Annotated in this window: 15 protein-coding genes and 4 tRNA genes; 6 read left to right on the forward strand and 13 right to left on the reverse strand. The window is 59.5% G+C overall.

Features of this window, described 5'->3' with window-relative positions:
- Window positions 1-63: 63 nt before the first annotated feature.
- The 9 genes from AB4O25_RS08210 to AB4O25_RS08250 all read right to left on the reverse strand — a co-directional run bounded on the left by AB4O25_RS08210 (window position 64) and on the right by AB4O25_RS08250 (window position 7,354).
- Window positions 64-336 (reverse strand): HU family DNA-binding protein, encoded by a 273-nt coding sequence (locus tag AB4O25_RS08210; RefSeq protein WP_003174819.1) that lies wholly within the window; start codon window positions 334-336, stop codon window positions 64-66.
- A gap of 150 nt (window positions 337-486) precedes the next feature.
- Window positions 487-2,883, reverse strand: a complete 2,397-nt coding sequence (gene lon / locus AB4O25_RS08215) for an endopeptidase La (RefSeq protein ID WP_017527090.1) — start codon at window positions 2,881-2,883, stop codon at window positions 487-489.
- A 160-nt stretch (window positions 2,884-3,043) separates the two neighbouring features.
- A complete protein-coding gene (gene clpX / locus AB4O25_RS08220) occupies window positions 3,044-4,327 on the reverse strand; it encodes an ATP-dependent Clp protease ATP-binding subunit ClpX (protein WP_010209414.1) in 1,284 nt (427 codons plus the stop codon).
- A 112-nt stretch (window positions 4,328-4,439) separates the two neighbouring features.
- Complete coding sequence (gene clpP, locus AB4O25_RS08225; RefSeq protein ID WP_003174822.1) at window positions 4,440-5,075, reverse strand: ATP-dependent Clp endopeptidase proteolytic subunit ClpP; 636 nt, start codon at window positions 5,073-5,075, stop codon at window positions 4,440-4,442.
- Between the two features lie 91 nt (window positions 5,076-5,166).
- Window positions 5,167-6,477, reverse strand: a complete 1,311-nt coding sequence (gene tig, locus AB4O25_RS08230) for a trigger factor (protein WP_017527089.1) — start codon at window positions 6,475-6,477, stop codon at window positions 5,167-5,169.
- A gap of 398 nt (window positions 6,478-6,875) precedes the next feature.
- Window positions 6,876-6,951 (reverse strand) — tRNA-His (locus AB4O25_RS08235).
- A gap of 76 nt (window positions 6,952-7,027) precedes the next feature.
- A tRNA-Leu gene (locus AB4O25_RS08240) sits at window positions 7,028-7,112 on the reverse strand.
- Between the two features lie 57 nt (window positions 7,113-7,169).
- Window positions 7,170-7,245 (reverse strand) — tRNA-His (locus AB4O25_RS08245).
- Between the two features lie 32 nt (window positions 7,246-7,277).
- Window positions 7,278-7,354, reverse strand: a tRNA-Arg gene (locus AB4O25_RS08250).
- A 276-nt stretch (window positions 7,355-7,630) separates the two neighbouring features.
- Between AB4O25_RS08250 and folD the strand changes: the two genes are divergently transcribed.
- Window positions 7,631-8,485, forward strand: coding sequence for a bifunctional methylenetetrahydrofolate dehydrogenase/methenyltetrahydrofolate cyclohydrolase FolD (gene folD, locus AB4O25_RS08255; protein WP_065877503.1), 855 nt, complete (start codon window positions 7,631-7,633; stop codon window positions 8,483-8,485).
- Between the two features lie 208 nt (window positions 8,486-8,693).
- On the forward strand, window positions 8,694-9,617 hold the full coding sequence (pbpG, locus tag AB4O25_RS08260; RefSeq protein ID WP_460150745.1) for a D-alanyl-D-alanine endopeptidase: 924 nt from the start codon (window positions 8,694-8,696) through the stop codon (window positions 9,615-9,617).
- Between the two features lie 35 nt (window positions 9,618-9,652).
- Here the strand turns inward: pbpG and AB4O25_RS08265 are convergent, their stop codons facing one another.
- Complete coding sequence (locus AB4O25_RS08265) at window positions 9,653-10,315, reverse strand: C39 family peptidase (protein ID WP_026067213.1); 663 nt, start codon at window positions 10,313-10,315, stop codon at window positions 9,653-9,655.
- 210 nt (window positions 10,316-10,525) lie between these two features.
- Between AB4O25_RS08265 and AB4O25_RS08270 the strand changes: the two genes are divergently transcribed.
- Entirely contained in the window at window positions 10,526-10,675 is a 150-nt protein-coding gene (locus tag AB4O25_RS08270) for a hypothetical protein (RefSeq protein WP_017527085.1), read from the forward strand.
- Here the strand turns inward: AB4O25_RS08270 and AB4O25_RS08275 are convergent.
- Window positions 10,672-11,082: a PA0061/PA0062 family lipoprotein gene (locus AB4O25_RS08275; protein WP_065877505.1), complete on the reverse strand. Its 411-nt coding sequence runs from the start codon at window positions 11,080-11,082 to the stop codon at window positions 10,672-10,674. The genes AB4O25_RS08270 and AB4O25_RS08275 overlap by 4 nt on opposite strands.
- A 195-nt stretch (window positions 11,083-11,277) precedes the next feature.
- Here AB4O25_RS08275 and AB4O25_RS08280 point away from each other — a divergent pair, with 195 nt between their 5' ends.
- Genes AB4O25_RS08280 through AB4O25_RS08290 form a run of 3 tightly spaced genes read left to right on the forward strand, consistent with a single transcriptional unit; the run spans window position 11,278 to window position 17,057 of the window.
- Window positions 11,278-14,499, forward strand: coding sequence for an efflux RND transporter permease subunit (locus tag AB4O25_RS08280; protein WP_460150746.1), 3,222 nt, complete (start codon window positions 11,278-11,280; stop codon window positions 14,497-14,499).
- Entirely contained in the window at window positions 14,489-15,655 is a 1,167-nt protein-coding gene (locus AB4O25_RS08285; RefSeq protein WP_460150747.1) for an efflux RND transporter periplasmic adaptor subunit, read from the forward strand. Before AB4O25_RS08280 ends, AB4O25_RS08285 begins: the two co-directional genes overlap by 11 nt.
- Window positions 15,639-17,057: an efflux transporter outer membrane subunit gene (locus tag AB4O25_RS08290; RefSeq protein WP_460150748.1), complete on the forward strand. Its 1,419-nt coding sequence runs from the start codon at window positions 15,639-15,641 to the stop codon at window positions 17,055-17,057. Before AB4O25_RS08285 ends, AB4O25_RS08290 begins: the two co-directional genes overlap by 17 nt.
- A 161-nt stretch (window positions 17,058-17,218) precedes the next feature.
- Here the strand turns inward: AB4O25_RS08290 and AB4O25_RS08295 are convergent, their stop codons facing one another.
- Both AB4O25_RS08295 and AB4O25_RS08300 read right to left on the reverse strand, forming a co-directional pair.
- A complete protein-coding gene (locus AB4O25_RS08295; RefSeq protein WP_017527080.1) occupies window positions 17,219-18,502 on the reverse strand; it encodes a Zn-dependent hydrolase in 1,284 nt (427 codons plus the stop codon).
- A gap of 155 nt (window positions 18,503-18,657) precedes the next feature.
- The gene (locus AB4O25_RS08300) at window positions 18,658-20,145 is read right to left on the reverse strand and encodes an NCS1 family nucleobase:cation symporter-1 (RefSeq protein WP_017527079.1); all 1,488 of its coding nucleotides are present in this window, start codon (window positions 20,143-20,145) and stop codon (window positions 18,658-18,660) included.
- Between the last annotated feature and the right edge of the window lie 406 nt (window positions 20,146-20,551).

Here is a 20,551-nt window from a genome sequence, read left to right on the forward strand (position 1 = left end):
GCTACCGCTCCGCTGCCAGGCCGGACATGCGTCCGACCCGGGTAAGCAAGGCTTGATCGAAGCTTAGTTAACGGCTTCTTTCAGGGCTTTACCGGCTTTGAAACCTGGTTTCTTGGCAGCAGCGATTTGCAGTGCTTTGCCAGTCTGTGGGTTGCGGCCAGTGCGAGCTGGGCGGTCAGTCACAGAGAAAGTACCGAAGCCTACCAGTACCACGGAGTCGCCGGCCTTCAGAGCGCCAGTGACGGATTCGATTACTGCATCCAGCGCACGGCCAGCAGCAGCTTTCGGGATATCAGCGGATGCAGCGATAGCATCAATCAGTTCCGACTTGTTCACTCTAAGTCCCCTTATATATCTATTGAGTATGATTCTAAGTTTTTTTGGTAAACAGCAAAAACGAGTGCTGAATGGCCTACAGACACTTAAGAGCCGCTTTATAACAAGGGCTCTAAAATGCTGTCAAGGAAGCCCCCAGGCTTAATTGCATTAATGCGTGCTAATTCTTTCCTTGGAATCAGACTCTCGCTTTTCGTCCTTAGCGACTATCTCCGGAGCCACATCCGGCAAGGGCTCCGGCGCGTATTGCAGCGCAATTTGCAGGACCTCGTCAATCCATTTAACCGGTTTAATCTGAAGATCCTGCTTGATGTTGTCAGGAATTTCCTTCAAGTCGCGAACATTCTCTTCAGGAATGATCACGGTCTTGATACCCCCCCGGTGTGCGGCAAGCAATTTCTCTTTCAGACCACCGATGGCCAATACCTGACCCCGCAGGGTAATTTCCCCGGTCATGGCGACATCGGCGCGCACCGGGATGCCGGTCAATGCCGACACCAACGCAGTGCACATACCTACGCCAGCGCTGGGACCGTCTTTGGGCGTTGCCCCTTCCGGCATGTGGATATGGGTATCGTGCTTCTCGTGGAAGTCCAGGGGAATTCCCAGGCTACGGGCGCGACTGCGCACCACGGTCTGCGCTGCGGTGATGGATTCGACCATCACATCACCCAGGGAACCGGTCTTGATCAGTTGGCCCTTGCCCGGGATCACCGCGGCCTCGATGGTCAGCAACTCACCGCCCACCTGGGTCCATGCCAGGCCAGTCACCTGCCCTACCTGATCCTGCTGCTCAGCCAAGCCGTAGCGGAATTTCTTCACACCCAGGAAGTGCTCGAGAGAGTCGGCCGTGACCTTCACCGAGAAGCGTTTTTCCAGGGCATGTTCCTTGACCGCCTTGCGGCAGATCTTCGCGACCTGACGCTCAAGGCCACGCACACCGGCCTCGCGGGTGTAGTAACGCACGATGTCGCGGATTGCCTCGACGTCGAATTCAATCTCGCCCTTCTTCAGGCCATTGGCCGAAATCTGCTTGGGCGCGAGGTATTTGACGGCAATGTTGATTTTCTCGTCTTCGGTATAACCCGGCAGACGAATCACCTCCATCCGGTCCAGCAAGGCCGGCGGAATATTCATGGAGTTGGAGGTGCACAGGAACATCACGTCGGACAGGTCGTAGTCGACTTCCAGGTAATGGTCGTTGAAGTTGTGGTTCTGCTCCGGATCGAGCACTTCAAGCAACGCCGACGCCGGATCGCCGCGCATGTCGCTGCCCATTTTGTCAATTTCATCAAGCAGGAACAGCGGGTTGCGCACGCCCACTTTGGTCATCTTTTGAATCAATCTTCCTGGCATGGAACCGATGTACGTACGGCGATGCCCACGGATTTCCGCTTCGTCACGCACGCCACCCAAGGCCATACGCACGAATTTACGGTTGGTGGCACTGGCAATCGACTCAGCCAGGGAGGTTTTACCTACACCCGGAGGACCGACCAGGCACAACACCGGACCACGGATTTTCTTCACGCGCTTTTGCACGGCGAGGTATTCGAGGATGCGTTCTTTGACTTCTTCGAGGCCATAGTGATCGGCATCAAGGATTTCTTCGGCGCGGGCCAGATCCAGGCGCACCTTGGTCTGGGCCTTCCACGGCACCTGAACCAGCCAGTCAATGTACGAGCGCACCACGGTGGCTTCGGCCGACATCGGCGACATTTGCTTGAGCTTATTCAGCTCGGCAGTGGCTTTGGTCAGAGCGTCTTTTGGCAGGCCAGCCGCATCGATACGCTTTTTCAGCTCCTCGATCTCGTTGTGGCCTTCCTCGCTGTCGCCGAGCTCTTTCTGAATGGCCTTCATCTGCTCATTCAGGTAGTACTCGCGCTGGCTGCGCTCCATTTGTTTCTTCACACGACCACGGATGCGCTTCTCGACCTGCAACAAGTCAATTTCGGCATCCAGCAGCGCCAACACGTGTTCGACACGGGTCGGCAGGTCGATGATTTCGAGGATGTCTTGCTTCTGCTCGATCTTCAGCGCCATGTGCGCGGCCATGGTATCGACCAGGCGGCTTGGCTCATCGATGCTGTTGAGCGAAGACAGGACCTCAGCCGGGACTTTCTTGCCCAACTGCACATACTGCTCGAACTGCGAGAGCAGGCTGCGTACGAAAACTTCGGACTCGCGCTCAGGCGCTTCGACTTCGTCGATCAGCGCCACTTCGGCGCGCAGGTGGCCGTCTACTTCCATGAAACGTTCGACCGCACCGCGCTGTTCGCCTTCCACCAGCACCTTGACGGTGCCATCCGGCAGCTTGAGCAATTGCAGCACGGTGGCAATGGTACCGACGCGATACAGGGCATCTTCGCCTGGATCATCATCGGCAGGATTTCTCTGGGCCAACAGCAGGATCTGCTTGTCGCCCGTCATCGCGGCCTCGAGGGCTTCGATAGACTTCTCGCGCCCCACGAACAGCGGGATAACCATGTGCGGATAGACGACGACATCACGCAACGGCAGGAGAGGCAATTCAATGGTTGTCTTCATGATTTCGCCTCTATGACAGTTGAAAAATATGCTTGAAGCCAAGATGGGGGCTGCATGCAAAAAAAACAAGCTTATTGCCCGCGGTTAAACGCAGTAAAACTCTTAGAAAAAACAAAGGGGCCCCTAGAGGCCCCTTGTTTGTACCGAAACTGCGAAACGCTTACGCGTCTGGCGCAGCCTTGGCAGCCGGCTCACTGTTTTCGTAGATATACAGTGGCTTGGACTTGCCTTCTATAACGCTTTCGTCGATCACCACTTTACTCACCTCGGACTGCGAGGGGATTTCGTACATGGTGTCGAGCAACACGCCTTCGAGGATGGAACGCAGGCCACGCGCACCGGTCTTGCGCTCCAGTGCCCGCTTGGCCACCGATTTGAGTGCATCGGTGCGGAACTCGAGGTCCACGCCTTCCATTTCGAACAGCTTCGCGTACTGCTTGGTCAGAGCGTTTTTGGGCTCGGTGAGGATCTGAATCAGAGCGGCCTCATCCAGTTCATCCAGCGTAGCCAAAACCGGCAGACGGCCAACGAATTCCGGGATCAGACCGAACTTGACGAGATCGTCAGGCTCGACTTCACGCAGGGACTCGCCCACCTTCTTGCCTTCTTCCTTGCTGCGCACTTCCGCACTGAACCCAATGCCGCCACGGGTGGAGCGTTGCTGAATGACCTTTTCCAGACCCGAGAACGCACCACCACAGATAAACAGGATGTTACGCGTATCCACCTGAAGGAATTCCTGCTGCGGGTGCTTGCGGCCGCCTTGTGGCGGTACGGAAGCAACCGTGCCTTCGATCAGTTTCAACAGGGCCTGCTGCACGCCTTCACCGGAAACGTCCCGAGTGATCGACGGGTTGTCGGACTTGCGCGAAATCTTGTCGATTTCGTCGATGTAGACGATACCCATCTGGGCCTTCTCTACGTCGTAGTCGCACTTCTGCAGTAGCTTCTGAATGATGTTCTCGACGTCCTCGCCAACGTAGCCAGCCTCGGTGAGAGTGGTGGCGTCGGCGATGGTGAAGGGAACGTTGAGCAGACGAGCGAGGGTTTCTGCAAGCAGGGTCTTACCCGAGCCTGTAGGACCGATCAGCAAGATGTTGCTCTTGCCGAGTTCGACTTCGTCGCCTTTCTTGTCACGCTGGTTCAGACGCTTGTAGTGGTTGTACACCGCTACGGCCAGAACCTTCTTTGCACGCTCTTGACCGATGACGTATTGGTCAAGGATGCCGCTGATTTCTTTAGGCGAAGGCAATTTATGCGCGCTGCTTTCGGCCTGTGCTTCCTGCACCTCCTCGCGGATGATGTCATTGCACAAGTCGACGCACTCGTCGCAGATAAAGACCGAGGGGCCGGCAATCAATTTGCGTACTTCATGCTGGCTTTTGCCACAGAAGGAGCAATAGAGCAGCTTGCCGTTGTCCTCGCCGTTGCGGGTGTCAGTCATTCGTTCGATCCAAATCCGATAGGCTTGCAACACAAGATGAAGGCTTATGCGGGCTTTTTCAAGCCCGCCGATGATCGGAAAAGCCGACCAGCCTTATTTTGAGGTGCTTATATTAAGCGGGGCGCTTTTCGATCACTGCGTCGATCAACCCGTATTCACGTGCGGCTTCGGCGCTCATGAAGTTGTCGCGGTTGGTGTCGCGCTCGATTTCTTCCAGGGTGTGCCCGCTGTGCTTGGCCATCAGCGTGTTGAGGCGCTCGCGGATGAAAAGGATTTCCTTGGCGTGGATTTCTATGTCCGACGCCTGGCCCTGGAAACCGCCCAGTGGCTGGTGAATCATCACGCGTGAGTTCGGCAGGCAGTAACGCTTGCCCTCGGCACCGGCGGTCAGCAGGAAGGCGCCCATGCTGCAGGCCTGGCCAATACAGGTCGTCGATACGTTCGGCTTGATGAACTGCATGGTGTCGTAGATCGACATGCCCGCGGTCACCGAACCGCCTGGCGAGTTAATGTAGAGATGGATGTCCTTGTCCGGGTTTTCCGCTTCAAGGAACAGCAGTTGCGCACAGATCAGGTTGGCCATGTAGTCCTCTACCGGGCCCACCAGAAAGATCACTCGCTCCTTGAGCAGGCGCGAGTAGATGTCGTAGGCGCGTTCGCCACGAGCGGACTGCTCGACAACCATCGGGACCAGGCCGCCTGCGGCCTGGATATCAGAGTTCTGCTGAATATAGGAATTACGGAACATGCTCTGCAGTTACTCCCAAATAGTCATGTCTTGAAAACGCATAAGCCAGCGCGAGGCTGGCTTATGGTTGTATTTCCAACGAGTTGGACAATCAGTCGGCTTGTGCTGCTTCCGCCGGTTTGACTGCTTCTTCGTAAGAGACCGCTTTATCGGTCACCTTAGCCTTCTGCAGAACAGTATCCACAACTTGTTCTTCCAGCACAACCGAACGTACTTCGTTCAGCTGTTGGTCGTTCTTGTAGTACCAAGCCACAACCTGCTCAGGCTCCTGGTAGGCCGAAGCCATTTCCTGGATCATTTCGCGAACGCGGTCTTCGTCAGGCTTGAGGTCGAACTGCTTGACCACTTCCGCCACGATCAGACCCAACACAACGCGACGCTTGGCTTGCTCTTCGAACAGCTCGGCCGGCAGTTGGTCAGGCTTGATGTTGCCACCGAACTGCTGAACCGCTTGAACGCGCAGGCGATCCACTTCATTGGACAGCAGAGCCTTAGGCACTTCGATCGGGTTGGTCGCCAGCAGACCGTCCATGACCTGGTTCTTGACCTTGGACTTGATGGCCTGACGCAGCTCGCGCTCCATGTTCTTGCGAACTTCGGTGCGGAAACCTTCGATACCGGTTTCCTTGATACCGAACTGGGCGAAGAACTCTTCGTTCAGCTCTGGCAGCTTAGGCTCGGAAACACTGTTGACAGTCACGGTGAACTCGGCGGCTTTGCCGGCCAGGTCCAGGTTCTGGTAGTCAGCAGGGAAAGTCAGGTTCAGAACGCGCTCTTCGCCAGCCTTGGCGCCAACCAGGCCGTCTTCGAAACCAGGGATCATGCGGTTGGAACCCAGCACCAGCTGAGTACCCTTGGCGGAGCCGCCAGCGAACACTTCGCCGTCAACCTTGCCCACGAAATCGATGTTCAACTGGTCTTCGCTCTGAGCGGCACGGTCGGCCACTTCGAAACGGGTGTTCTGCTTGCGCAGGATTTCCAGCATGTTGTCCAGGTCGGCATCAGCGACGTCGGCGCTCAGGCGCTCGACTTCGATACCGTCAAAGCCGGCAACCTCAAACTCTGGGAACACTTCGAATACGGCAACGTATTCCAGGTCCTTGCCAGCTTCCAGGGACTTCGGCTCAATCGAAGGCGAGCCAGCCGGGTTCAGCTTTTGCTCGACAACGGCTTCGTAGAAAGAAGCCTGGATGACGTCACCCACAGCTTCCTGGCGCGCATCGGCACCAAAACGGCGCTTGATTTCGCTCATCGGCACTTTGCCTGGACGGAAACCAGCGATCTTGGCCTTTTGGGCAGTCTGCTGCAGACGCTTGTTGACCGCAGTCTCAATACGTTCTGCCGGCACGGTGATGCTCAGGCGGCGCTCGAGAGCAGTAGTATTTTCAACAGAAACTTGCATGGATATTCCTCGTTGCACAGACGTTAGCCGGCCATTTCCGACCCCAATCAAGGGCATGCATTCTAGAGGGTCAAACTCAAGAAGTCACCCTACTGGAAATACGCCCGAAAACAGCCGGCAATTTATCGGTACGAAGGCACTGATGCACCTCGCCCCGGTGACAAATACAGCCCATCACGCCAGGGCTCTGCGCCGCCCCTTCTATATATAGAAGAAGTCGTCATCCACTTCCCTGACGGCCAACCCGCAAACGGGGCCGGCAGGCAGCGCGGCATCATCGAGCAACACAAATACGACGAAACGCCCTGCCGTTGCGACCCAGCACCTGCAGTCGCGAATATTTGAACCGCTAAAACCAAAAAAGGCGCCAGACTGTTAAATCTGGCGCCTTTCGAATATGGGGTGGACGAAGGGGATCGAACCCTCGACAACGGGAGTCACAATCCCGTGCTCTACCAACTGAGCTACGCCCACCATATTGCGTTAACAAAGAAACCAAACCACTTCTTTGTTGAGCCCTACCCTGCCTGTCGACTGGGCCAAGCTATATTGGTGCGGATGAAGAGACTCGAACTCTTACGCCTCGCGGCGCTGGAACCTAAATCCAGTGTGTCTACCAATTCCACCACATCCGCGCTTGTAGCTCTTAAAGCAAAGGCGCCAGACGATTAATCTGGCGCCTTTTCAAAATATGGGGTGGACGAAGGGGATCGAACCCTCGACAACGGGAGTCACAATCCCGTGCTCTACCAACTGAGCTACGCCCACCATATAGCGCTACTTGTGCCAAAGCTGCCTAATGGCGCACCCGGCAGGACTCGAACCTGCGACCATCCGCTTAGAAGGCGGATGCTCTATCCAGCTGAGCTACGGGCGCCTTATTAATCTGTACTCTTTGAGGATTACAAACTAAGTGCTTTCCAGCCTTGCAGAACAGCAATTCTGCTTGACCTTCTTAACCAGTGCTAGGCTGTGCCCGACAAGTGCGACGAATAGTATAGAGGGGCTGGAAACCCGTCAAATCTTTTTTGAAAAAAATTCATTTTATTTAAGGGGTTAGGCCAATTTGCAGACCAAGCGCCTTTGCCCTCACGTCTTGGCGTGCGAGAATGCGCGCACTTTTCTTCCCCCTCTCGATGGTTAATCACGCGTAATGACTGCACAACTTATCGACGGCAAATCAATCGCCGCCAGCCTGCGCCAGCAGATCGCCAAACGAGTCACCGAGCGCAGCCAGCAAGGCCTGCGCACGCCGGGCCTCGCGGTGATCCTGGTCGGCAGCGATCCTGCCTCTCAGGTTTATGTCTCGCACAAGCGTAAAGACTGTGAAGAGGTCGGCTTTATTTCCAAGGCCTACGACTTGCCTTCCGAGACCACCCAGCAGGCCCTTACCGACCTGATCGACAGCCTCAATGACGACCCGGCGATGGACGGCATCCTGTTGCAACTGCCGCTGCCCGAGCACCTGGACGCTTCCAAGCTGTTGGAGCGCATCCGCCCGGACAAAGACGTCGACGGTTTCCACCCCTATAACGTCGGCCGCCTGGCCCAGCGTATCCCGCTGCTGCGCCCGTGCACGCCCAAAGGCATCATGACCCTGCTGGAAAGCACCGGCATCGACCTGTACGGCCTTGATGCCGTGGTCGTCGGCGCGTCCAACATCGTCGGTCGCCCAATGGCCATGGAACTGCTGCTGGCCGGCTGCACCGTGACCGTCACGCACCGTTTCACCAAGGACCTCGCTGGCCACGTCGGTCGTGCCGACCTGGTAGTGGTTGCCGCCGGCAAGCCTGGCCTGGTCAAGGGGGAATGGATCAAGGAAGGCGCCATCGTCATCGACGTGGGCATCAACCGTCAGGAAGACGGCAAGTTGGTGGGCGACGTGGTGTACGAAACCGCACTGCCTCGCGCCGGCTGGATCACCCCGGTGCCGGGCGGCGTTGGCCCGATGACGCGTGCCTGCCTGCTGGAAAACACCCTGTACGCCGCAGAGACCCTGCACGCTTAATAACCAGGCGTACTGAAAAAGCCCTGCCTTATCGCAGGGCTTTTTTATTGCCCGGAAGAAACCCTGTTTTTTCTTAGTTTTTAAGCACTTTCATCTGTATGTAGAAGAACATTCGACAGTTTCTGATCCATACTCCTAAAATGTAACGCCATTTTTCACAAAACCCGTTTTTTAACGGTATTTCTTACTTTTTAGCGAGTTCATCCGCGTGAAAATTCGTATTTCTATCGTCAGCCTATTTTTTGCTTTCACAGGCACCTTTGCGCACGCGGCCGAATCCACCCTGGCGCCGCGCGATCCGTCCAAACTGCAGATTGCTTCCGGCAGCGCCATGCTGGTCGACCTGCAAACCAACAAAGTCATCTACGCCAGCAACCCGGACGTAGTCGTGCCCATCGCCTCGGTGAGCAAATTGATGACCGGCCTTATCGTGCTTGAAGCCAAGCAGAACATGGACGAATACATCGACATCAACATCACCGACACCCCGGAAATGAAAGGCGTGTTTTCGCGGGTGAAGATCGGCAGCCAAATGCCGCGCAAGGAAATGCTGCTGATCGCCCTGATGTCCTCCGAAAACCGCGCCGCAGCCAGCCTGGCCCACCACTACCCAGGCGGCTACGCAGCCTTTATTGCAGCGATGAACGCCAAAGCCAAGGCGCTGGGCATGACCAGCACTCATTATGTGGAACCCACCGGTCTGTCGATCCATAACGTGTCCACCGCCCGCGACCTGAGCAAACTGCTGGCCGCCGCCCGTCATTACCCTATGTTGAGCCAGTTGAGCACCACCAAGGAAAAGACCGTTTCGTTCCGCAAACCCAACTACACCCTCGGTTTCTCCAACACCGACCACCTGATCAACCGCGCCAATTGGGACATCAAGCTGACCAAGACCGGCTTCACCAACCAGGCCGGCCACTGCCTGGTGCTGGTGACCAGTATGGGTAATCGTCCGGTGTCGCTGGTGATTCTGGATGCGTTCGGCAAGTTCACTCACTTCGCTGATGCCAGCCGTATTCGCAGCTGGGTCGAGACCGGCAAGGGCGGTTCGGTGCCGGATGTGGCGCTGCGCTATAAAGCCGACAAGAACCTGAAGAGCCGCCCGAATGCCGCAGAAGTCCGTCGGTAACCGATAAATGAAAAAGGCGCCATGAGCGCCTTTTTTTATTTTCCTTGCGCCAGCACCTTGAGTGCCTGCGCCGCGGCCTGTTCCTGCCCGGCCTGAGCCGTCGCATGGGCGGCCTCGCGCCAGCGCTGCGCATCCACATTGGCCGGCAACTGGCTGGGGCGCTGAATGAGGATCGCCCAGTTCCCGGCACTTGCCCACTTCGATTCAAAGTCGCTGAAGCTCATCAACAAGCGCCGGTCCATGCCCGAGCGCAGCAGCACCGTGCTTTTCTGCTGGTTGAACCCCACCACGACCACATAGTGCGCGTCAGACCACAGCCCACCGCCCACCCGCGCCATCACCGGATAACCCGCCGCCACTTGCGCCAGCACCGCCGTCAGCCTGGCATCCAGTGGATACACCATCAGCCCGTATTCACGCGCCAACACCTGCATGTTGCGCTCAAGGTCCGCTTCGCCGCCCGGTAAACGCAGCGGCTTATCCAACAAGCCTGGTGTCATGACAATGCCTTGTTGCGACAGCATGCTGGCCAGAGCCGTAGGACCGCTCTGATACGCCTCGCTGCGAAAGGTCGGCACACCGTTGAGTTCAACGCGCTCAGGCAAGCCGGCGAGTTTCGACGGCTGCCCGGCACACGCCGCCAGCCCCAGGGCGCAGGCCAATAACAAGGAGGTTTTAACGTTCGACCGTAACCGCAATTTTTTACTCTCTTGATCAACTGCCGGTAAGGGCCCTGATCATAGGACGCTCTGCCACGCGGGTATAGCCCAAAGCCTGGGTTTACCGCTCGCATAGAGCAAACAAGTTGGACAGACACGACCATTGGTCAATAGCAGGCAACCGTCAGGTGGCTAGACTGTCCATTGAGAAGACTGTGTGTGCCCCCTGCGGGGCGAAAGGAGGCCCAAATGAGCCTTGCAACGACGATTATGCTGTTGATCTGCGGTTGGCTGGCGGTTGCCGGCGCCATGCTGTGGGGGGTATTGCGCATTACCCGTCGCCATCACCCCCACGTCAAAACCGCCAAGCCCCCTAAGGCTGCGGTACGCCACGCCTAGCCAGGCATACAGTTGAAGTCTTGCGTCGCCGCCACTTCCTTGCCGTGGTCATCCTTCAAGGATGCGCGCACGGTGGTGCCCAGGCTGGATTCCACCAGGGTGTAGTGCTCACCCGCCTTGAAGTGCCTGTACTCGACGCGCCCCTGGCAGTCCTGCTGGTTGTCCTCGCCCGCCTCTTCCTCAAATAACGTCACATCCAGGCGATGATCGCCCGGTGTCACTTCAAAGAAGCGCCCGTCATCCACACGCTTGCCGTCCACGCGTTCGGCCATCAGGTCGTTCGGCGCTTCTTCTTGAAGACCAATCCAGGCCTCGCTCGGGTCTGCCTTGGGGATCGGGCCGGCGCACGCCGACAACAACAGGACGGCACCGAGTGCAGGGATCAACAACAAGGGTTTAAGTGACATGGCAGGGCTCCAATAAAGACAATGTGTCCGATGGGTTACAAGCTTGGCGAGCAGCCCTGTGCAGAACAAATGAATACCCATGAAACGATTTTCAGCCTCGACCTAAATGTTCCTTCACCTGGCTGAAAGGTGCGTGTTAGGTGGGTCGGGCAAGACTGCCGGGGTTTGCAATCCTGCTTTCTCCGGAGATCACGCATGCTCGGGCTGGTAAAGACCGCACTGCAAAAGCCTTACACGTTTATCGTGCTGGCCATATTCATCTGCATCATCGGGCCGATGGCGGCCCTGCGTACCCCCACTGACGTTTTCCCCGATATCGGCATCCCCGTGGTCGCCGTGGTGTGGCAGTACAACGGCCTGTCGCCGGACGCCATGGCCGGTCGGGTGATCTACACCTACGAACGCTCCCTGAGCACCACCGTCAACGACATCCAACACATCGAGTCGCAATCGCTGCCCGGCATGGGCATCGTCAAGATCTTCTTCCAGCCCGGCGTGGATATACGCACCGCCAACGCTCAAGTAACCGCCGTGTCGCAAACCGTGCTCAAGCAGATGCCGCCGGGCATCACGCCGCCGCTGATCCTCAACTACAGCGCGTCCACGGTACCGATCCTGCAAATGGCGTTTTCCAGCCCCAGCCTGTCGGAAGCCAAAATCCGCGACCTGGTGCAGAACAACATCCGCCTGCCCCTGAGCGCCCTGCCCGGCCTGGCCATGCCCACCCCGATGGGCGGCAAGCAACGCCAGATCACCCTCGACCTCAACCCCCAGGCACTGGCTGCCAAAGGCCTGTCGGCACAGGACGTGGGCAACGCCCTGGCGCTGCAGAACCAGATCATCCCAGTGGGCACCGCCAAGCTCGGCCCCAACGAATACACGATCCTGCTCAATAACAGCCCCAAGGCCATCGATGAACTCAACGACCTGCCGATCAAGACCGTCGACGGCGCGTTGATCACCATCGGCCAGGTGGCCCATGTGCGCGACGGTTCGCCGCCACAAACCAACATCGTGCGCGTCGACGGCCACCGCGCGGTGCTGATGCCGGCGCTGAAAAACGGCAGCATCTCCACCCTGTCGATCATCGACGGCATCCGCCAGATGCTGCCGCGCATCAACGAAACCCTGCCGCCGTCGCTGAAGACCTCGCTGCTGGGCGACGCCTCGGTGTTCGTCAAGCAATCGGTGGGCAGCGTGGCTCAGGAAGGCATCATCGCCGCACTGTTGACCAGCGCGATGATCCTGCTGTTTCTGGGTAGCTGGCGCTCCACCCTGATCATCGCCGCGTCGATCCCGCTGGCGGTGCTGTCGGCCATTGCGCTGCTGGCGGCCACCGGGCAAACCCTCAACGTGATGACCCTCGGCGGGCTGGCGTTGGCCGTGGGGATCCTGGTGGATGACGCCACGGTGACCATCGAAAATATCAACTGGCACCTGGAACAAGGCAAGGCGGTGAAGACTGCGATCCTCGACGGCGCCGCGCAGATTGTCGGCCCGGCCTTTGTCTCGCTGCTGTGCATCTGCATCGTGTTTGTGCCGATGTTCCTGCTGCAAGGCATCGCCGGCTACCTGTTCCGGCCGATGGCGCTGGCGGTGATCTTTGCCATGGTCAGCTCGTTCGTCCTCTCGCGCACGCTGGTGCCGACACTGGCGATGTTCCTGCTCAAGCCGCATATACCCGAGCAGGGCGCAGGCCATCACCCGGAAGATGCATTCATCAACCACCATGAGGGTGAGCAGCACAACAAGCCGCGTAACCGCGCACTGCAAGCGGTGCTGAATTTTCAGCAGGGCTTCGAGCGCCATTTCTCGAATATCCGCGATACCTATCACGGCCTGCTCACCCTTGCGCTGGGCCATCGCCGCCGCTTTATCATCGGTTTCCTGGCCTGCGTCCTCGCTTCCATGCTGTTGCTGCCCAGCCTGGGCCAGGACTTTTTCCCGGCCACCGACGCGGGAGCACTGGCCCTCCACGTTCGCCTGCCGCTGGGCACACGCATCGAAGAAAGCGCCGCCGCCTTCGACCGCATCGAAGCGCGGATTCGCGAGGTCATTCCCGCCGAGGAACTGGACACCATCGTCGACAACATCGGCATCCCGCTCAGCGGCATCGACATGGCCTACAGCAGCAGCGGCACCATCGGCCCGCAGGATGGCGACATCCAGGTCAGCCTGAAACCGCAGCATGCGCCCACCGCCGCTTACGTAAAAAAACTGCGCGAAGCCTTGCCGCAGAGTTTCCCCGGCAGCCACTTCGCGTTCCTGCCGGCGGATATCAGCAGCCAGATCCTCAACTTCGGCGCCCCGGCTCCGCTGGACGTAAAAATCTCCGGGCGCAACGACGCCGAAAACCGCGCCTACGCCATCGAACTTGAACGCCGCCTGCAACATGTACCGGGCATCGCCGACCTGCGGATCCAGCAATCCACCGGCTACCCGTCACTGCAGGTCAATGTTGACCGCCTGCGCGCCAACGGCCTGGGCATTACTGAACGTGACGTGACCAACAGCATGGTCGCGTCGCTGGCCGGCAGTTCGCAAACCGCGCCGACCTTCTGGCTCAACCCGGCCAACGGCGTGTCGTATTCCATCGTCGCCGCCACCCCGCAATATCGCCTCGACAGCCTGCCGTCGCTGGAAGCCTTGCCGGTCACCGGTGCCGATGGCCAATCACAGATCCTCGGCGGCGTGGCCACGATCTCCCGGGTACAAAGCCCGGCGGTGGTCACCCACTACAACATCGAACCGACCCTGGACCTGTACGCCAACGTGCAGGGCCGCGACCTCGGTGGCGTGGCTCGCGACGTGCAAAAAGTGCTGGATGACACCGCGCACCTGCGCCCCAAAGGCGCGACGATCAGCCTGCATGGGCAAATCGATGCACTGCATGAAGCCTTCAGCGGCCTGAGCCTGGGCCTGCTCGGCGCGGTGGTGCTGATTTACCTGCTGATCGTGGTCAACTTCCAGTCCTGGGCCGACCCGTTCGTGATCATCACCGCGCTGCCGGCCGCGCTGGCGGGAATCGTGTGGATGCTGTTCCTCAGCAGCACCTCGCTGTCGGTACCCGCCTTGACCGGGGCGATCCTGTGCATGGGCGTGGCCACCGCCAACTCGATCCTGGTGGTGAGCTTTTGCCGTGAACGCCTGGCCGAACATGGCGACGCGCTCAAGGCCGCGCTGGAAGCCGGCTATACGCGCTTTCGCCCGGTGTGCATGACCGCCCTGGCGATGATCATCGGCATGTTGCCGCTGGCCTTGTCCGAGGAGCAAAACGCGCCGCTGGGCCGCGCCGTCATCGGTGGCCTCATCTTTGCCACCGTCGCCACCCTATTGTTCGTTCCCGTGGTCTTCAGCCTGGTCCACGGGCGTCACCCCACTCGCGCAGCTGTTGGAGAAACCCCACATGTCGTCTGATCACACACCCTCGCGCAAGCGCCTGATGCTGCTGGGTATCGGTGGCCTGACCCTCGCCGCCCTGCTGGTCGCCAACGGCCTGCACGCGCGCACTTTGCACGCACAAACCGTCACTGCCTGGACCGAAACCACTGCGATCCCCCAAGTGATGGTGTTTCAACCCAAACAGAACGCCACCGGCGACACCCTGCGCTTGCCCGCGCACCTGGAAGCCTGGAGCAAGGCGCCGATTCACGCACGGGTCAGCGGTTACCTCAAGGACTGGAAAGTCGACATCGGCAGCCCGGTCAAAGCCGGGCAAATACTTGCACAAATCGACAGCCCGGACCTGGACCAACAGCTTGCACAAACCCAGGCAAGGCTGGTGCAGGAACAAGCCAATGCGCGGCTGGCGCAAACCACCGCCACGCGCTGGCAGAACCTGTTGGCCAGCCACTCGGTGTCGCGCCAGGAAGCCGATGAAAAAACCTCCAACGCCGCGGCCGCCAAAGCCAATGCCGAGGCGGCGGCCGCCGACGTCGCACGGCTGTCGGCGCTGGAAAGCTACAAGACCATTCGTGCGCCGTTCGCCGGCACCATCACCGCGCGCAATACCGATATCGGCCAGTTGATCAAGGCCGACGCCGACAGCGATCCGGAGCTGTTCAACATTGCCGACACCCATCAACTGCGCCTGTACGTGCCGGTGCCGCAGAACTACGCGGCGGTGATCCACCCCGGCCTGGAGGCCGCGTTGACCGTGCCCGAACACCCCGGCAAGCATTTCACCGCACGCTTGATCGGCGACTCCACCGCCATCGACCGCCGCTCCGGTACCCTGCTCGCGCAGTTCGTGGTCGACAACCCCAGCGGGCAGTTGCTGCCCGGCGACTACGCCGAAGCCACCCTACCGATTCCGGCGGATACCCATGGTGTGAGCATCCCGGCCAGCGCCTTGATTTTCCGCGCCCAGGGCACCCAGGTCGCGGTGCTGGATGCGCAGAATCATGTGCACCTGCAAGCGATCCATATCGGCCTGGACCTGGGCGAACGCCTGGTGATCGACCAAGGTTTGAAACCCGCCGACCGCATCGTCGACAACCCGCCCGATGCTCTGCGCGAAGGCGATGCCGTACAGCTGGCCGACGCCGGAGGTGCGCATGCACCCAAGGCTTAAACCGCTCGCGGCGGTGATGCTGCTGGCATTGCAAGGCTGCTCGATGGCGCCGACCTATAAGGTGCCGACGCTCGACCTGCCGGCCAACTACCGCGAACAAATCAGCGACGGCCCCTGGCACAGCGCGCAACCGTCCGACCTACTGGCCCCCGAATGGTGGCAGCTCTATCACGATTCGCGCCTGAATGACCTGCAACAGCAACTGCTCAAGGCCAACCCGGACCTGGCGGCGGCACTCGCGCACTTCGACGCCTCACAGGCGTACGCCAGCCAGCTGCAGGCGGGGTTGTTCCCGCAGCTCACCGCCAGCGCGCAGCCCCTGCGCCAGCGCCAATCGGACTCGCGGCCGTTGCGGGGCACCACGCAGCCGTCGGTGTACGACAGCAACAGCGCCGGGTTTTCGTTGAGTTACGAGCTGGACCTGTGGGGCAGAATCCGCAACCAGGTCGCGGCCGGCGATGCCCAGGCACAAGCGTGCGGAGATGACTTGGCGGTGGCGCGCCTGAGCTTGCAGCGTCAATTGGCAACCTTGTACGTGCAGCTCAACGGGCTGGACGCCCAGAGCCGGATCCTCACTGGCTCGCTGGAGGATTTCAACCAGGCACTGCAACTGACCCGCAGCCGTTACAAAGGCCAGATTGCCTCGGAGCTGGACCTGACCCGTGCGCAAAATCAACTGGCGCAGGCCAAGGCGCAATGGGATGAGGTGCGCGGGCAACGCCGCCTCACTGAGCATGCCATCGGTGAGTTGGTGGGCGTGGCAGCCGGCGACTTTAGCTTGCCGCCCGACAAGCACTTGATCGCCCTGCCGGTAGTTCCGTCGCAGTTGCCAAGTCAACTGCTGCAACGTCGCCCGGATATCGCGGCGGCAGAACGACGGGTGTTTGCGGCCAACGCGACTATCGGCGTGGCCAAGGCGGCGTGGTATCCGGATTTCAGTTTGACCGGGGTGGTCGGTGGGCAGACGCAGGGCGTGGGGAATTTGCTTTCGGCGGGTAATCGGTACTGGGCGCTGGGGCCGCTGATGAATCTGCCGATTTTCGACGGCGGGCGTTTAAGCGCCAATGAGCGCCAGGCCAAGGCCGAGTTTGAAGAAGCCAGCGCGCAGTACCGCAGCCAAGTGCTCAAAGCCGTACGCGAAGTGGAAGACAACCTGGCGCAACTGCGCGATTTGCAACAGCAGGCACAGGATGAACAAGCAGCGGCGGATGCAGCCCAGCATACCGAGGCCTTGGCAATGAACAGCTATCAGGCGGGCGCGGTCAGCTACCTGGACGTGGTAACCGCCCAAACGGCGGCATTGCAGGCGCAACGGACGTTGCAGGCGGTGCAGACGCGGCAGTTGCAAGCGAGTGTGGGGTTGCTGACGGCGTTGGGGGGTGGTTGGCAGCCTGGGGCATGAGGCGGTTTTTTCGATGGCACTGCTTCAGTTGATGCATGCAGTGCCCACCCCACCGTCATCGGGAGCAAGCCCCCTCCCCACACTGGCTCTATGCCAGACACACAATGTATAAACACCACAGGCTCCATGTGGGAGCAAGCCCCCACATTGTTTAGCGCATTTCAGGCCGCAAGCTTACCGCTGGCAATCGCGGCCGAAGCAGCAACCATGGCGCGCAACAGCACCGCGCACCCCGCCGCCAGATCATCCGGCGCGGCATTCTCGATTTCGTTATGGCTGATGCCGCCTTCGCACGGCACGAAGATCATCCCCGCCGGGCCCAGTTCGGCGACGAAGATCGCGTCGTGCCCTGCCCCACTGACGATGTCCATGTTCGACAACCCCAAACCATTGGCGGCATCGCGCACGGCGTCCACGCAACCTTTATCGAAGTACAGCGGCGGGAAGTCGGCGGTGGGCTGCATCTCGAAGCTCAAGCCATGCTTGGCACAGGTGTCGTCGATCACCTTGCGCACCTGGGCAATCATCGCATCCAACCGCGCCGGTTCCAGGTGACGAAAGTCCAGGGTCATGCGCACTTCACCCGGAATGACATTGCGTGAACCCGGATATGCCTGCAGGCAACCGACCGTGCCGCACGCATGGGGCTGGTGCGCCAATGCTGCCGCGTTCACCGCCGCGACCACGGCCGCTGCACCCACCAGGGCGTCCTTGCGCAGGTGCATCGGCGTTGGCCCGGCATGCGCCTCGACGCCGCGCAACTTCAAGTCAAACCATTTTTGCCCGAGGGCACCAAGCACCACGCCGATGGTCTTTTTCTCATCCTCCAGAATCGGCCCCTGCTCGATATGCGCCTCAAAGTAAGCGCCGACCTTGTGCCCGCTGACCGGCCGCGTTCCCGCATAGCCAATGGCATTCAACGCCTCACCCACGCTGACCCCATCCGCATCCACCTTGGCCAGGGTGTCCGCCAGCGTGAACTTCTCGGCGAACACCCCGGAGCCCATCATGCACGGTGGAAAACGCGAGCCCTCTTCGTTGGTCCACACCACCACTTCCAATGGCGCCTCGGTTTGCAGGTTCAGGTCATTGAGGGTACGCAGCACTTCCACCCCCGCCAGCACACCGAAGCAACCGTCGAACTTACCGCCGGTAGGCTGGGTGTCGATATGGCTGCCGGTCATCACTGGCGGCAAATCGGGATTTCGCCCCGGACGGCGGGCGAAAATATTGCCGATGCCATCCACCGTCACGGTGCAGCCGGCCGCTTCGCACCACTGCACAAACAGGTCGCGGGCCTTGCGGTCGAGGTCGGTGAGGGCCAGCCGGCACACGCCGCCCTTGGGCGTGGCGCCGAGCGTGGCCAGGTCCATCAGCGACTGCCACAAGCGGTCGCGATTGATGTGCTGATCGGTCGATTGCAGAACGTCCAGGGCAGCGTTCATGGGGATCTCCTCAGGCTGAGTTTCTTATGATTGGAACAGGTGAAACGCGATTCAGTGTGGGAGGGGGCTTGCTCCCGATAGCAGCCCTTCAGCCAGTGCATGGGCGGCTGACCCACCGCAATCGGGAGCAAGCCCCCTCCCACATTTGGCAGTGTTTACAACGGGGATTTAGCCGCGACCGGAATCACGCCACGTCTGGCATTCAACCCGTAATACAACACCCCGCCCAACGCCGAGCCGGTAAACCAGCCATAGCTGTAGAACCAGCTGAACGCATCGCTGCCCAGCGACAGCAAGGTCAGTACCACCGGCACGCCAAAGGCGATAAAGCCGCTCCAGTTCCATGCCGGGTACACGTCGTCGCGGTAAAGGCCGGCCAGGTCCAATTGCTGTCTGCGGGTAATGAAATAGTCCACCACCATGATCCCGGCGATCGGCCCCAACAGGCTTGAATAGCCCAGCAACCAGTTGGAATAAACGGTCTCCAGGCTCACATCGGAGACGATCAGGCCGAGTTTTTTCAGCAGTTCATGGGCCATCAGCACCAGCCCGACCAGGCCCGTGAGGATCACCGCCGTGGTGCGGTTGATCAGCTTGGGCGCGATGTTCTGGAAGTCGTTGGTGGGCGAGACGATGTTGGCCGCCGTGTTGGTGGACAACGTGGCGACAATGATCAGCGCCATGGCCACGGCCACCCAGACAGGGCTGTGGATATGACCGATCAAGGTGACCGGGTCGGACACGCTCACGCCCACCAGTTTTACCGAGGCGGCGGTCATTACCACGCCAAGCGCGGCGAACAGGAACATGGTCAGCGGCAGGCCGAAAATCTGCCCGAGGATCTGGTCTTTCTGGCTCTTGGCGTAGCGGCTGAAGTCGGGAATGTTCAGCGACAAGGTGGCCCAGAACCCCACCATCGCGGTAAGCCCCGCCATGAAATAACCGGTGAGGCTCGCGCCTTCCGGACGCTTGGGCGGGATCGCCATCAGCTCGCTGAGCGACACATTGGGCATCGCCCACACCAGCAGGCCGATCCCCACCGCCACCAGCAGCGGCGCCGACAGGGTCTCCAGGCGCTTGATCGATTCGGCGCCACGCAGCACCACCCACAGGTTAAGCGTCCAGAACACCATGAAACCGATCACTTCACCGGTGCCGCCGAGGGACTTCCAGCCCTCGAAGATCGACCCCAGGAACAGGTGAATCGCCAGCCCGCCAAACATCGTCTGGATACCAAACCAGCCGCATGCCACCAGCGCCCGTATCAAACACGGCACGTTGGAGCCGAGAATGCCGAACGATGAACGCAACAACACTGGAAATGGAATGCCGTACTTGGTGCCCGGGAAGGCGTTGAGGGTCAACGGGATCAGCACCACGATATTGGCCAGCAAAATCGCCACCAGCGCCTCGCCCACCGACAACCCGAAATACGCCGTGAGCACCCCGCCCAGGGTGTAGGTGGGCACGCAGATCGACATGCCAACCCACAGCGCGGTGATGTGCCATGTGTTCCAGGTTCGTTCGTGCACCTTGGTCGGTGCCATGTCGTGGTTGTAGCGAGGGCTGTCGAGGACGTCGGGGCCGGCGTCGAGTTCGTACAGGCCGTTGCGTTCAATGACTTGCGATCTGTTCTGTTGCATGGCCGCTCCACGGTTTTTTCGAATTATTTTTGCTCACCTGCGTAGTGAATGCAGGTGGCCGGAGTACCTCGTAAACAACATGACATCACGGGCCCGGCCAGCCGTTACCGCACTCAATAACCGTGCCGAAAACCACCACCACGCCCGCACCGCTTATATAACTTGCTGATGTTAATCAGCTTTCCGATTAAACCTTACGCACTTGCCGCGTTACCCAGGCGCAATAACCTGCAAGTTGCCCGAACTGTCGGGGTTCAATCTGGTGCGACACAATTATTTTTATTTCCCGACGCCGTCAAGAGGCATATCTCAAGCACCTGATTTGCAATAGAAAATGTTGCTAAAATCTCGAACCTGTCAAGTGCGTCAAAATGGGGAGAGGCCGCTACATTTTGGTGATATTTGA

The sequence above is a fragment of the Pseudomonas sp. S3_A03 genome (assembly GCF_054668275.1).

What these genes read in the sequence shown, in the direction of transcription:
- folD (WP_065877503.1), top strand. Translation starts at nt 7,631, where the DNA reads ATGACTGCACAACTTATCGACGGCAAATCAATCGCCGCCAGCCTGCGC.
- AB4O25_RS08280 (WP_460150746.1), top strand. Translation starts at nt 11,278, where the DNA reads ATGCTCGGGCTGGTAAAGACCGCACTGCAAAAGCCTTACACGTTTATC.
- clpP (WP_003174822.1), bottom strand. Translation starts at nt 5,075, where the DNA reads ATGTTCCGTAATTCCTATATTCAGCAGAACTCTGATATCCAGGCCGCA.
- AB4O25_RS08300 (WP_017527079.1), bottom strand. Translation starts at nt 20,145, where the DNA reads ATGCAACAGAACAGATCGCAAGTCATTGAACGCAACGGCCTGTACGAA.
- clpX (WP_010209414.1), bottom strand. Translation starts at nt 4,327, where the DNA reads ATGACTGACACCCGCAACGGCGAGGACAACGGCAAGCTGCTCTATTGC.
- tig (WP_017527089.1), bottom strand. Translation starts at nt 6,477, where the DNA reads ATGCAAGTTTCTGTTGAAAATACTACTGCTCTCGAGCGCCGCCTGAGC.
- AB4O25_RS08290 (WP_460150748.1), top strand. Translation starts at nt 15,639, where the DNA reads ATGCACCCAAGGCTTAAACCGCTCGCGGCGGTGATGCTGCTGGCATTG.
- AB4O25_RS08270 (WP_017527085.1), top strand. Translation starts at nt 10,526, where the DNA reads ATGAGCCTTGCAACGACGATTATGCTGTTGATCTGCGGTTGGCTGGCG.
- AB4O25_RS08295 (WP_017527080.1), bottom strand. Translation starts at nt 18,502, where the DNA reads ATGAACGCTGCCCTGGACGTTCTGCAATCGACCGATCAGCACATCAAT.
- AB4O25_RS08285 (WP_460150747.1), top strand. Translation starts at nt 14,489, where the DNA reads ATGTCGTCTGATCACACACCCTCGCGCAAGCGCCTGATGCTGCTGGGT.
- AB4O25_RS08275 (WP_065877505.1), bottom strand. Translation starts at nt 11,082, where the DNA reads ATGTCACTTAAACCCTTGTTGTTGATCCCTGCACTCGGTGCCGTCCTG.
- lon (WP_017527090.1), bottom strand. Translation starts at nt 2,883, where the DNA reads ATGAAGACAACCATTGAATTGCCTCTCCTGCCGTTGCGTGATGTCGTC.